Genomic DNA, 12,915 nt, shown 5'->3' with positions numbered 1-12,915 from the left:
TATGCTCCCGTTGCCGCCTGTCCCGTTGCAGTTGGGATGGCGGGAACGGGTCCGCCTCGGCCGTGACTACTACGTCCGCCTCGACGCGTCCGACTACTCCGTCGACCCGAACGCGATCGGACGAATCGTTGACGTCATCGCGGACCTGGACCGGGTGAAGGTTCGCCTCGCCGGGCGGATCGTCGCTGACCATGCCCGCGTCTGGGCCAGAGGAAGCACCGTCACTGACCCCGCTCACGTCGAGATGGCCAGAAGGCTTCGGCAGCAGTTTCAACAACCACGACCAGCGCCAGCCGAAGACCTCAAGAGAGATCTCGCCGACTACGACCGGGCATTCGGACTGAACGAGGAGGTCGCGTGATGTCCACGAAAACCCCGGATGCACTCAAGCAAATCACCTATCTCGCTGGCGCCCTGAAAGCCCCAAGAATCACCGACGCCGCGACCCGGCTCGCCGACCAAGCACGGGACGCGGGCTGGTCGTTCGAGGACTACCTTGCCGCCGTCCTCGAACGCGAAGTGAGCGCCCGCAACGCCTCCGGCAGCGAACTGCGCGTCAAAGCGGCCGGGTTTTCCGCACGTAAGACCCTTGAGGACTTCGACTGGGACGCGCAACCCGCGATCCGACCCCAAGTCGCCGCATTGGCGTCCGGCGGGTTCCTCACTGAGGCCCGCAACGTCGTTATGCTCGGACCTCCCGGAACAGGGAAAACCCACCTCGCAACTGCGCTCGGGATCGTCGCCGCTCGCCACGGACACCGGGTGCTGTTCGCGACCGCGACGGACTGGGTCACCCGACTCTCTGACGCCCACCGACAAGGACGCCTTCCACAAGAACTCGCGAAACTGCGTCGCTACGGGCTGATCATCGTCGACGAAGTCGGCTACCTCCCATTCGAGCAAGACGCCGCAAACCTGTTCTTCCAGTTGGTGTCATCCCGCTACGAACACGCCTCACTCATCCTCACCAGCAACCTGCCATTCAGCGGCTGGGGAGGCGTCTTCGGAGACCAAGCCGTCGCTGCGGCAATGATCGACCGCATCGTTCACCACGCCGACGTCCTCACCCTCAAAGGCGCCAGTTACCGGCTCCGCGGACGAGGAATCGACAGTCTTCCGAGCACCAGAACCCAACATGGGGCAGACTAACAACACGAACCAGTGGCCCCATTTTCAAACGTCACTTTGGCCCCACATTCGAGCGTCGTCGACAAGCATGTTCACAATCGTGGCCGGCGTGTAGCCGCGCTGCACCAACCAGACCCGATAACCCTCGACCTGCAGCTCCAGCCGCCCGGCCTTCCTTCTCGTTCCCGACACTGCACTCGCCTCCCTCGCGGAAGCACGATTGCTCCCACGATTGGGACTCCTCTTAGCCCGCAACTATGCCGAGCCGAACCCGGTCAAAACGCTGCACAACAGCCCAACCCGTCGACCTCCTCGGCATAGGTCGATTTATGCCGATATCGGCATAAATCGATGAGGTCGGCTACATCCCCTTCGACCAGGACGCCGCGAACCTGTTCTTCCAACTCGTGTCATCCCGCTACGAACACGCCTCGCTGATCATGACGAGCAACCTGCCATTCGCCCGCTGGGGCGACGTCTTCGGCGACCTCACCATCGCCTCCGCAATGATCGACCGCATCGTCCACCACGCCGACGTGATCAGCCTCAAGGGCGCCAGCTACCGACTCAAACAACACCAACCCACCCCGACTACGACACACTAGAACCACACAACACTGGCCCTGTTTTCAGTTGGCAGAAATGGCCCCATTTTCAGTTGGCGTTAACAGTGGCGTCGTTACTGGCGCGTTATACCTCACGGCCCAGCTGCACCCACCCGTCTTGAGGTCGGGTGGGTGCAGCTACCCCAACTAGCCTCGACTCCTCGAAAGGCACTCGCATGGCACGTTCTGATGTTCCCGGCCACCCAGGCCAAGCCGGACTAGACGCAATCCCCGGACGCTTTGAGAGGATCGAACGCGAGTTGCGCGAGGGACGGGCATCGGTCGCGTCTCACGCCAAGGAACGCCGCCCGACGGGGCGTCGACGGGACAAAAGGGCACGGACTCGGTTTGTATGCTTTTCCGCGAGGTAGTAGAAACCAATCGCCACACCTACCGGCGCCAATGTCAATCCCGCGAGATAGACGAACGTGACCGGCGTCATCTGCCACCTGTCATCGGCGAACGGTACCCAGAGCGCGGCGAGGAACGCGACGACGGGCAAATGCGTGGCGTAAAGCGAGTACGACCACTCTGCCGCCCACGACCACGGTGACAATAGTTTCTTGCCGCGCGCGGTGGCGACATCCGGGATAAGTGCCGCGAGCAACCCGGCCGTCGCAATCGCGAGCAGGTACGTGAAGGCAATGCTGCCCGTCCTGCTGGCGACTATCGCAAATCCAACTACGCACAGCAACGTGGCGACTCGGGCCAGGGCGAGCGAATGTTTGTGGAGCCTTCGGAGATAGCTGACGATTACGTCGCGCTGCCCGCCGACAAGAGCTCCGAGCAGCCAAGCAGGGAACAGTACAAGCACGCCCGCTATGTTGTCGACCTTGGGAGCGGAAACTAGCGCGATGGCTGCAATGAACACGGCCGCGGAAAGGACTCGCGCGCGTATGGAAACTCCGCGAGCGACGATCAGAAGGATTGCCGGGAACATCAGGTAGTACCAGAATTCCGCCGCAAGCGACCATAGGGGCGTGTTCGTTCCCACGGATGGCACGTAGAGGTCTTGCACGAAGAAGAGATTCCCGAAGGAGTCGAGGAGGCTGAGATTTGGGATCGGACCTCCGACCGGAACGACTGTGTGGTACGCGACCGATCCGGTGTATACGTCGCTGTCGGGCCAGAGAGTCGACCCTAGACGATCGAGTGCCTGGGTGAACAGGATTGCCGGAACCAACACCAACCAGAGTCGGGTAATGCGAGCAATCCCGTAAGCTCCGACGCCAAAAGTCTTTGCGCGCGTCCCACGCACGACGGACCCGCCAACCCAATATCCACTGAGCACAAAGAAGACGATGACCGCCTGGTGCCCTAGCGACGTGACCGCGTACATCAGCTCCGTTATCGGGTCCGATCGTGCTGACTGTGAGAAGTCGACGAAGAACATCGCGCGTATGTGGCTCACGACCACGAGCAGCGCCGCCAGAATTCGCACGGCATTCATCGCGTAATTTGTTGCCAAACGTGGCCGATCCACAGGGCTAGCGCCGGAGTCCATGATCCAAACCTAGCAGGCGCGTGTTTCCAGTCGAATGAATAAGAACCGTGGAACGGCCCCGGGGTGAAACTCGTCTCTTGCCAATTCCCACGCCGCGCTGCCGCAGGCAGGCAGTGAATCGTCCTCGGTTTGATGCCGCTTCCTTTCGAGTCTGGAAGGAAGATAGACACCATGCCAAAGAGGATTCCGGAGGACACCAAGCAGCGTGCTGTGCGGCTGGTCCTTGACCATCTCGACGAATACCCGAACGTCACCGCGGCTTGTCAGAGCGTTGCCGGTCGGCTCGGCTTCGGTGCTGAGTCGCTGCGCCGGTGGGTGCGTCAAGCGCAGATCGACGGCGGCCAACGGCAGGGTGTGACAACTGTCGAGGCTGAAGAGGTGCGCCGTCTGCGCAAGGAGAACCGCGAGTTGCGGGAGGCCAACGCGATCCTGAAGGACGCAGCGGTTTTCTTCGCCGGGGAACTCGACCCCCGACGCCACTGATCGTCGCCTTCATCGACGAGCAACGGGCCAAGGGTCGTGCGGTCGAGTCGGTCTGTATCGTCCTGCGATCGCAGGGCGTGCGGATCGACGCGCGAACCTACCGAGCCATGAAGAGACGCCCGCCGTCGGCAAGGGATCGCGCGGATGCTGTGGTCATCGATGCACTGCTGGCCACAGCAGGCACGCCCGAAGGCATGTACGGGAGGCTGAAGATGGTCCCGTATCTGCGCAAACAAGGGTTGACGGTGTCTGCCCGACAGGTGGACCGGCTGATGCGAGTGCTTGGCATGCGGGGCCGGAGCCGCGGCCGCGGGATCCGCACGACCATCGCCGACCGCAACGCCGAACGTGCTCCGGACCTGCTGGATCCGGACTTCACCGCCCCGGCACCGAACCAGCGGTGGGTCGCGGACTTCACGTATGTCAGAACCTCTTGGATTCCAGCAGTCGTAGCAACACTAGCGATGAGGAGTTGGGATGCCGGCGAGAAAATACACCGAGCAGCAGCGGTTGGCGTTCATGGCGTTGATCGACCGGGGCGGGTCGGTGAGGGCTGCTGCGATCGCGGTCGGGGTGCATCCGGACGCGGGCTACAAGTGGATGAAACAAGCGGGATTGTCGACGCCGCGGAGCACCCAGCGGAGGTACTCGGCCGAGGAGAAGGCGTTGTTCTTTCGTCGGCTCGCCGAGGGCGGAAACATCTCGTCCGTAGCCCGCGAACTCGGCTTCAACCGGGTAACCTGCTACGTCTGGGCGCATAAGGCGGGGATCTTCGCCGCCGAGTATGCCGACGCGAACCGGCAGGAGTTCCTTCGGTTACGGCGCGAAGGTCTGTCCCGGCGAGTTGCCACGGCGCGGCTCGGGATCGAGAGTCATCAGGCCTCGGACTGGGACAAGGGCATTCGGGTGTTCTCGAAGGGCCGCGTCTACCCCGATGGAAGGGTCGTGCTCTACCGTCCGGCCGAGATACTGGCGAATGTGAAGAACCGCAGAACAGCGTGGGTGCAGGGAGAACGCGTTTCCCTGGCCAAAGTCGAACAGGTCATCGATCCTCGCTACCTCAGCCTGATCGAGCGGGAGCGCCTCAAAGACTTGCTGATGACGAGCGCATCAATACGGAAGATCGCCGTGACGATGGGACGGTCGCCGTCGACGATCAGCCGTGAGCTGCGACGGAACACGGTCAGCAAGGGCGGCTACCTGCCGCACACCGCGCACCGGACCTCTGTTAAGCGTCGCGAACGGGTTCGCGTTGCGAAGCTCGCGTCTGCGGGGCCGTTGCGTGACTACGTGGCCGCGAAGTTGAAGAAGCGCTGGTCGCCGGAGCAGATCAGCCATCGGCTTCGTAGAGACTTTCCGCATGACCCTGGAATGCGCGTGAGCCCCGAGACGATCTACCAGGCCATCTACGTTCACGCTCACGGTGAGCTGAAACGGGAACTGGCGGCGTCGTTGCGCAGAGGCCGGAAGCGCCGGAAGCCCCACCGCGACCCGGAAGCGCGAACCAGCAGGTTCACCGACCCGATGACGCCACTGACTGACCGACCCGCCGAAGTCGAGGACCGTGCCTTACCCGGTCACTGGGAAGGTGACCTCATCCTTGGCGCCGGGAACGGTTCCGCCGTCGCGACAGTCGTCGAGCGTGCCACGCGCTACGTCGTTCTCGGCCACCTCCCCATCGAGCGGACCGCCGAAGCCGTCCGCGACAGCCTCGTCACTGCATTGGTCGGCCTGCCCGTTGGCCTGCGACGCACTCTTACCTGGGACCAGGGCGCGGAGATGAGCGAGCACAAAGCATTCGCCGTCGCGACCGACATGGCCGTCTACTTCTGCGACCCCGCATCGCCCTGGCAGCGCGGCACGAACGAGAACACCAATGGGCTCCTGCGCCAATATCTCCCGAAACGCACCGACCTCCGAGCTCACAGCGCTCACGACCTCGCCGCGATCGCCGAGGAACTCAACGCCCGCCCCCGCAAAATCCTCGACTGGGACACTCCCGCCGAACGAATGACTGCTTTACTGAACACCACGTAGGTCACACCGTTGCGACGACTGCTGGAATCCAAGATCACCGCCGGTGCCGGCACAAACATAGGAGCGGTACAAAACCGCAGGCGATTCACTCCGACCGTGGCTCGAACTACGTCTCCCTGGTCTATACCGACCGGGTGACTGAACTCGGACCAACGCCCCCGGTCGCTACCGTTGGAGACAGTTACGACTGTCAGTCTGTTTGCGTCCCGTCCGGCAAGGATGGGGAAGTCCTGGCCAGCGCGGTCTGACCCTTGCTTACGACTGACCCGCACGGTGTCTTCGCGTTGATCTGTCGGCCGCCTGGTCGGGCACGCAGCAAGCGCTGCCGCCGGACGGGCGTGACCTGATAGGAGCATGGAGCAACACCTCGACAGCGTCCCCGTGACAGTCCTGTCCTCCCGCCAGCGACAGCGTGACATTCACGCTAACGCGCATCAAGGAGGACAGGAATGGTTTCACAGGAAGATCACCGTTCAGGGCACGTCGTGGTGGGCGTCGACACCCACAAGGACATCCACGTCGCCGCAGTCATGGACCCCCTCGTCGGGATCGTCGGCACGTTGACGATCCCGACGAACACTCGGGGCTTCGCTGCTCTCGAGACCTGGGCTGCGGCCCACGGCAAGATCATCGCGTTCGGTATTGAGGGCACCGGCTCTTACGGTGCGACACTCACGTCGTTCCTGCGCCGCGCAGGTTACAAGGTTGTCGAGGCAGGACGCCCCGACCGGCGCTTGCGCCGCATGAACGGTAAGTCAGACACCCTGGACGCCGAGAACGCCGCCCGCTCCGTCCTTGCGGGACTGGCGACCGCGACACCCAAGACCGCAGACGGCCAAGTCGAGATGATCCGCCTGCTAAAGGTCGCTCACGACACCGCCGTGACTGCCCGCACCGCGGCGATGATCACCCTCAAGAACGTGCTCGTTCACGCCCCAGACGAGCTACGCGCCACCACGCGTCGCATGACCGCCGCCACGCTCGCCCGCCACCTGGCTGCACTACGGCCGCGCGGACTCGACAGCGTCGAAGACGCTCAGCGCCACACACTGCGAAGCCTCGCGCGCCGCTGGCTCGCACTGGACACCGAAGCCAAAGACCTCAACCAGCAGATCGGAGCGCTCGTCCGATCCCGCGCGCCCCAGTTGCTCGACCGGTTCGGAATCGGCATCGACACCGCCGCGGAGATCCTCATCGTCGCCGGCGACAATCCCGAACGCATCCACTCCGAGGCTGCGTTCGCGAACCGGGCCGGCATCAGCCCCGTCCCGACCGGCTCCGGCATGACCAGCGGACGCCACCGGATCAACCACGGAGGCCACCGCCAGCTCAACGCCGCGATCTACCGCACCGTCATCGTCCGCATGCGATTCCACGAACCCACGCTCGCCTACGTTCAACGCCGCACCGCCGAAGGCCTATCCAAGCGCGAGATCATCCGCTGCCTCAAGCGCTACGTCATCCGCGAGGTCTACCACGACATCAAGCACCGACCCGAAGCCCCCGAATTCGCGAGTTGACAACTATAGGAGCGTCAACGCTCTCGCTGAGGCCGTGAACGGGCTGTTCAAGACCGAACTGATCCGCCCCCGCGGCCCCTAGCGCACCGTCGAGCAAGCCGAACTCGCCACCCTCGAATGGGTGTGGTGGTGGAACAACCAGCGGCGCCACTCCGAGCTCGACTACCGCACACCAACCGAAGTCGAAGCCAGCCACTACGCTGACCTCGAAACACGCGAACTGGCCACCGCCAGCCACGGAAAACCCTAGGAACAAAAACCAGGGCGAATCACTTCCAATTGTGAACATCCTCTCCTACGAGGTGTCCACCAACCGAGGTCATAGCCAATGACAGTGTACCGTCAAGACCATGTTTGCCGAATCTCGCGTCAAAGTCTCTTGGACACTGCTGGGTCTCGCGACGGTTGCGGCCGTTGCAACAATCGTGGGCTCAGGAGAACTAACGGCGACGCTCGGCCCCGCCTGCATACCGCTCGCGCCCCTTCTTCTGCTGTGGTTGTTTCGGGCTCGCTTTCAAATTGTTGCGCTGTCGCCGGTTTGGGTGATTGCTATTGTAGTTGGAGGAGCGGGTTCAATCGGGTGTTTCCTCGCGGCTTCGCTTAACAGCGTTGGTGGAGGAGGCATCGTACTGTATCTGCCCGCGAGTGACCGGTTAAGGACGGCAGCGGTATTTGGATTCGCTACGTTGTTCTTCTCAATCGGATCACTTCTGGTGGCGCTATTCAGCGAGCGACGATCCCAAGTTGTGATTCCTCAGATCAAGGTCTCACAATCCAGTCAGGCCAGGATGTTGTTCTTAGCAGCCGCTCCCATCGCAATGGTCGTCGTCGCGTTAGGAGGGGCTCTGCTACTCAGAGACAATTACTTACGCGGCGCGTATCTTTCTGGCGGTTTCGGTCGCGCGCTCTTCGGTTTTGGAGAGCAGCTCGCTACGGCAGGAGTAGCGCTGGCAGGCTACGTTCTCGCTGCCGGACGCGGAGCAAACCGCCTCGGCGCCATGCTGCTCACAGTGGCGTATTTCTCCCTATTCTTTTCACTGGGCACTCGCCGTCTAGCACTCGTGCCAATCCTTCTCGTAGTCGGAATGCTGATGGCGCGCCCAAAAAGAACGTGGTTCAAATTGGCTGCCGCTACTATCATAGCGACCTTACTGTTGCCCTTACCGCTGTACCTGAGGGGACAGAATCAGCATGGCTTGTTGCCCTATCTTTCGTCTCTTAGCGGATACCATTTTGACGGCGTGGATTGGTTGTCGACCATCAACAATGTCCTAATCACGTTTCCAATTACTGGGATGACCGCGTTTTACGTCGACAAGCTCCCTCTAAGCTACATGTTGGTTAGTCTAGATCCGTTGCCCGGCCAACTCGCTGGTTGGTATGAAATCGCGTCAAACATGACGCTGAATCCCTGGACTCCGTACTCAACAATCGGAGAGTTATGGAATTATGGTTTCGTTCCATCAGCTCTCGTGTGGGTCTCATTTGGGATTGTCGCAGCGTGGCTTGACAGAGTGGTAAGAAGACTGTGGGTTTGGGGTGTGCCGATTGTTAGTCTGGCGGTTGTCGGCCTGTCTGCACTGTTTGCGCTGCAGGCAATTCAGTACAACCTTCGCTCATCGTCTCGAATGCTCTGGTATGCGGCTCTGATAGCGATCGGAGGGTTGATATATACTTCCCTCCAGCGATCCCGCCACAGAAGCAAGCAGGCTTCGCAAAGAGTGAGCCAATTCGGAGATACTGTCGCCGAGTTTGGAGCGGAGTTCCGTCCCACACGGGGCCGATTAGTTGCACCGCGTACCTATCGTCCCGTTCGTAGAACTCCTTTACCGAGGCGTCCTCTCTCATCCCAAGGGTTTTCCCAACCGCGAATCGGCGAGTGAACTCCATAGGAAGACGAGGCGCCATAAACGAATATCACGCGACGTCAGTCGGTGCCTCACGCGAACACAGGGTTCTAAGGCTCTTCGCATTTGAGGGTGTAACTCCGGTTCGCGTGGCGGTCCCAGGGTAGGGGGAGGTCTTCCAGAATTGAAGTTCTCACACTGCCCAGCCGGAAGACCTCAACGTGTACCACGCTACCTTTGCTGTTCCTGATCTGAGGTTTTGTGGCTCTTCACGATTGAGGGTGTCGTTGTGGTTTGAAGCCTCCGGCTTCGAGTAGGGATCTGACCTGTCCCGCCTTTTCCGGACGGTTTCTGTATGTTGATCATGCCGCAGCGGGTGCTGTGGTGTGAAGGGTTTTGTATTCGATTGGGGCGAGATATCCAAGAGCGGAGTGTCGTCGGCGGGGGTTGTAGAACGCTTCAAGCCACTCGAACATCGCGTTCGCTAGTTCGGCCCTGGTTTCCCAAGCGCGGCGGTCGAGGAGTTCGATCTGCATCGAGCCTTCTACATGTCAACGACGCGACCCGACCCCATCACCACGAACCGCGAAGAGCCCGCAAACGATGCCCGGACAGCCATGACGTGAATTGAGCGCCGCGGTCAGACCTGACTCGTGCCACTTGCTTTAGTGACCTGTTTCAAGCCGGTTGAGGATGGCGCGGACGGTGTCGGTGAGGTCAGGGTCGAGGGTGAGGTGTTCGCCGTTGATCTTGATGATTGCTGAGCGTGCGGTGCGCAGGGCCTGGACGATCTTCTTGATGCTGGTGCCGGTGGCCTCCTGCAGGTGACGGGCGACCGCCAGGGCTGCGAACACGACGGTCAGGTGGGCCTCAATGGCCTCGCGTTGGTGGTGGAACACGGGCCGGGCCCGCAGGTCGGACTTGGTCATGCGGAACGACTGCTCAACGTGCCACGGGTCGTGGTATGAATCGCCCCGGGTTTAGTGGAGGGTGAGTTCTCCCAGGAGCGGCTGCTCCTGGGTCGTGTTCTCACGGTAGTACAGGTCTTCCATCTCGATCGGGGTGAGGTATCCGATCGAGGAGTGCAGCCGGTTTTCATTGAACCAGTGCACCCAGGACAGGGTTGCGTATTCAAGCTCGTCAGCGGTGCGGAACGGGCCGTCGATTGTCACGCACTCGGTTTTGTAGAGCCCGACGACGGTCTCTGCGAGGGCGTTGTCGTAGGAGTCCCCGACGGTCCCGATCGACGCGATCGCTCCCACGTCTGCGAGCCGTTCCGAATAGCGCAGCGCGGTGTATTGAGCTCCCGCGTCCGAATGCTGGATGACGCCGGCGACGTCCTGACCGGCTCGCTCTCGCACCCATAGCGCCATCTCAAGCGCATCGAGGGGCAGGTCAGTGGGCATTTTCGACATCGTCCGCCACCCGACGATCCGGCGCGAGAACACGTCGGTGACGAACGCGGTGAACGCCATCCCTTCCCACGTCGGAACATAGGTGAAGTCCACGACCCACAGTTCGTTGGGACGCTCGGCGCGGAAGTTGCGTTGAACGTGATCCGGCGGACGCGTCGCCGCAGCATCTGGTCTTGTGGTGATGAACTGCTTGCCACGACGCGTTCCCCGCAGTCCCTGAACACGCATCAGGCGTTCCACGGTGCACCGAGCGACCTCGACCCCGTCGCGGTGCAGCAAGCGCCACACCTTACGGGGGCCGCTGATGCCTCGGCCGCGGTTGCGGTCCCAGAACACCGCCTCGATCAAGGAGGCAACTTCCCGGTCACGCACTGAACGCGCCGAGTCGGGACGGTTCCTGGCGGCGTAGTAACCCGACGGGGCAATCCGGCACCCGTGCTCGGTGAGCACCCGGCAGATTGGCTCGACCCCGAACCGTGAGCGATGCTCATCGATAAAGGCCACTAGAACGGAAGTCGCGGGTCGAGCTCCCGCGCGAAGAAAGAAGACGCGGCGAGCAAGATCTCGTTCGCGCGTTTAAGTTCTCGCACTTCTCGCTCCAACGCCTTGATCGTGGCCGCGTCCGTCGTCGTGACACCGGCAACCTCTCCGGCATTGATCCGGGCCTGTTTCACCCAGCCACGCAGCGTGTCTGAGTTCACTCCGACCCGATGACCGACACGGACCACGGCCGCGTTCATCGACAGCGACGTCTCCTGCGACATCGCTTCTCTCACAAGCCGCACGGAACGCTCCCTGAGCTCCTGCGGATACTTCCTCGGTGCTGGCATGACTCCCATCCTTTCGGGGAATCAGACCCTCCACCAAACCCGGGGCGATTCAGTACGCCGCGATCACCGCGGCACTGTCCATCGACGAGGTCGGCAGGTAGGTGACGTAGCCCTTCAGGCCCGCCAGTTGGCGGGCCCGGTCGATCGTGGCCTGGTCGAGCTCTTTGGTGGACCCGGTGACCTTCAAGAACCGGGCCTTCTTCAACGGCGCGCGCCCGTCGGCGATCCTCTCGGCCGGGCGTGTCAAATGGTTTGTGTAAGGGGTGGTGCTCTTCACTGAACAGGAGACACTGATGACCATGATTGATAAGGAGACGCGTGAGGGGCGTCGTCGTTCCCAGCGTGAGGGTGTGGAAGCTCTCGAAGCGTCGGGTGCGCTTGGATGACCTCTACGCGATGATCGATGCTGGCAAGGTTCGCCTGGACGGCAGCGACGGGCTGATCCAGCAACTCATCAAGGCGGGCCTTGAGCGTGGCTTTCAGGCTGAGTTGAGCGAGCATCTGGGCTACGAGAAGGGTGACCCTGAGGCGGGGTTTTATCCGAACTCCCGCAACGGGTCCTCGGCGAGGACCGTCGCGACCAGTGTGCGCGATGTCGACCTCGCGATCCCGAGGGACCGTCAGGGGTCCTTCACCCCCGCACTGGTGCCGAAGGGTTCCAGGCGTGTGGGGGGGTCTGGACGACATGATCGTGTCGCTGTATGCCGGCGGGATGACCGTGCGTGATATTGAGCATCACGTGGTATCGACGATTGGGACCGAGATCTCTCGGGAAACGATCTCGAAGATCACCGACGAGGCCCTCGACGAGGTGATGGCCTGGCAGCACCGGCCGTTGGCATCTTTCTACCCGGTGATCTACCTGGACGCGATCATCGTGAAGGTCCGCGACGGCGCGCACGTGCGCAACAAGGCCGCTCATATCGCGGTCGGTGTCGACATGGACGGCATCAAGCATGTTCTAGGGATCTGGATCCAAGCCACCGAAGGGGCGAAGTTCTGGGCCGGGGTTTGCGGGAAACTCGCCAACCGCGGCGTCCAGGACGTGCTCATCGTCTGCTGCGACGGGCTGAGCGGGTTCCCCGAAGCGATCGAGGCGACCTGGCCTCAGTCGACCGTTCAGACGTGCGTCGTCCATCTGATCCGCTCCGCGATGAGGTTCGTGAACTACAAGTCCCGCAAGAGCGTTGCCGCTGCGCTCAAGTCGCACGCACGCAACCATGCCGTCTCGATCCTGGCCTGCCCGACAGGCGAGGTCATCGATGAAGCCCCGTTCCCTGCCACCGCAGCAGGCCTGTCACGGGCGGCGTCTTGGGTCGGGCGCCGCACCGGCGGTGACCTCCACGTACTGTGGGTGATCGAGGGCACGGGCACCTATGGTGCACGGCTCGCGCGCGTTGCCGCAGACGCCGGATACACCGTCATCGAGGCCCCGCGGATGAACGCTCGCGCGCACCGGCACATCGGCAAGTCCGATCCGCTGGACGCGCGCCGCATCGCCACAGCAGCGCTCCCGCTGCACGAGACCCAGTTGCGACAGCCCCGC

10 protein-coding genes, 5 pseudogenes and 1 other annotated feature are annotated in these 12,915 nt (G+C 62.2%); of the genes and pseudogenes, 10 read left to right on the top strand and 5 right to left on the bottom strand.

Annotated features, from left to right (window positions below; translation table 11 throughout):
* The first annotated feature begins 10 nt into the window (after positions 1-10).
* The 3 genes and pseudogenes from BKA03_RS02665 to BKA03_RS02655 all read left to right on the top strand — a co-directional run.
* Entirely contained in the window at positions 11-361 is a 351-nt protein-coding gene (locus tag BKA03_RS02665; protein ID WP_179397668.1) for a Mu transposase domain-containing protein, read from the top strand.
* Positions 361-1,149, top strand: a complete 789-nt coding sequence (gene istB / locus BKA03_RS02660) for an IS21-like element helper ATPase IstB (RefSeq protein ID WP_179397667.1) — start codon at positions 361-363, stop codon at positions 1,147-1,149. Before BKA03_RS02665 ends, istB begins: the two co-directional genes overlap by 1 nt.
* A gap of 326 nt (positions 1,150-1,475) precedes the next feature.
* A pseudogene (locus BKA03_RS02655) lies at positions 1,476-1,733 on the top strand (ATP-binding protein); the annotation flags it as partial.
* 289 nt (positions 1,734-2,022) lie between these two features.
* Here BKA03_RS02655 and BKA03_RS02650 read toward each other — a convergent pair.
* On the bottom strand, positions 2,023-3,183 hold the full coding sequence (locus tag BKA03_RS02650) for an acyltransferase family protein (protein WP_062076340.1): 1,161 nt from the start codon (positions 3,181-3,183) through the stop codon (positions 2,023-2,025).
* A 225-nt stretch (positions 3,184-3,408) separates the two neighbouring features.
* On the opposite strand from BKA03_RS02650, the gene BKA03_RS02645 reads away from it, so the two are divergent.
* The 6 genes and pseudogenes from BKA03_RS02645 (at position 3,409) to BKA03_RS02620 (ending at position 9,160) form a co-directional block, all read left to right on the top strand.
* Complete coding sequence (locus tag BKA03_RS02645) at positions 3,409-3,720, top strand: transposase (RefSeq protein ID WP_062076339.1); 312 nt, start codon at positions 3,409-3,411, stop codon at positions 3,718-3,720.
* Positions 3,721-3,827: 107 nt separating this feature from the next.
* Positions 3,828-4,481, top strand: coding sequence for an IS3 family transposase (locus BKA03_RS15790; protein WP_179397666.1), 654 nt, complete (start codon positions 3,828-3,830; stop codon positions 4,479-4,481).
* A gap of 70 nt (positions 4,482-4,551) precedes the next feature.
* Positions 4,552-5,757 carry an IS30 family transposase gene (locus tag BKA03_RS02635; protein WP_152649659.1) on the top strand — a complete coding sequence of 402 codons (1,206 nt, stop codon included), beginning with the start codon at positions 4,552-4,554 and terminating at the stop codon, positions 5,755-5,757.
* A 449-nt stretch (positions 5,758-6,206) separates the two neighbouring features.
* On the top strand, positions 6,207-7,277 hold the full coding sequence (locus BKA03_RS02630) for an IS110 family RNA-guided transposase (protein WP_062076307.1): 1,071 nt from the start codon (positions 6,207-6,209) through the stop codon (positions 7,275-7,277).
* 97 nt (positions 7,278-7,374) lie between these two features.
* A pseudogene (locus BKA03_RS15785) lies at positions 7,375-7,527 on the top strand (hypothetical protein); the annotation flags it as partial.
* A 100-nt stretch (positions 7,528-7,627) separates the two neighbouring features.
* Positions 7,628-9,160, top strand: a complete 1,533-nt coding sequence (locus BKA03_RS02620) for a hypothetical protein (RefSeq protein ID WP_152649658.1) — start codon at positions 7,628-7,630, stop codon at positions 9,158-9,160.
* A gap of 326 nt (positions 9,161-9,486) precedes the next feature.
* Here the strand turns inward: BKA03_RS02620 and BKA03_RS02615 are convergent, their stop codons facing one another.
* From BKA03_RS02615 to BKA03_RS02600, 4 genes and pseudogenes are all read right to left on the bottom strand, one after another.
* Positions 9,487-9,660: an IS3 family transposase gene (locus tag BKA03_RS02615; protein WP_083972157.1), complete on the bottom strand. Its 174-nt coding sequence runs from the start codon at positions 9,658-9,660 to the stop codon at positions 9,487-9,489.
* A 129-nt stretch (positions 9,661-9,789) separates the two neighbouring features.
* Positions 9,790-10,089: pseudogene (locus BKA03_RS02610) on the bottom strand (IS1634 family transposase); the annotation flags it as partial.
* Positions 10,090-10,104: 15 nt separating this feature from the next.
* Positions 10,105-11,369 (bottom strand): IS3 family transposase gene (locus BKA03_RS02605; protein WP_179397665.1). Its coding sequence is split into 2 segments (ribosomal slippage): positions 10,105-11,084 and positions 11,084-11,369, totalling 1,266 coding nucleotides; the frame shifts between segments, so codons are not numbered across the junction.
* Positions 10,957-11,088: a sequence feature (AL1L pseudoknot), on the bottom strand. Its footprint overlaps the gene before it by 132 nt.
* Positions 11,370-11,421: 52 nt before the next feature.
* A pseudogene (locus BKA03_RS02600) lies at positions 11,422-11,607 on the bottom strand (IS1634 family transposase); the annotation flags it as partial.
* Positions 11,608-11,662: 55 nt separating this feature from the next.
* Here BKA03_RS02600 and BKA03_RS15120 point away from each other — a divergent pair.
* Positions 11,663-12,849 (top strand): annotated as a pseudogene (locus BKA03_RS15120) (IS256 family transposase); the annotation flags it as partial.
* Positions 12,850-12,915 lie beyond the last annotated feature (66 nt).

The sequence above is a fragment of the Demequina lutea genome (genome assembly GCF_013409005.1).
Taxonomy (GTDB): Bacteria; Actinomycetota; Actinomycetes; order Actinomycetales; family Demequinaceae; genus Demequina; species Demequina lutea.
Note: the sequence above shows the minus strand (reverse complement) of the source record. Positions and strands in the feature narration are given on the sequence as shown.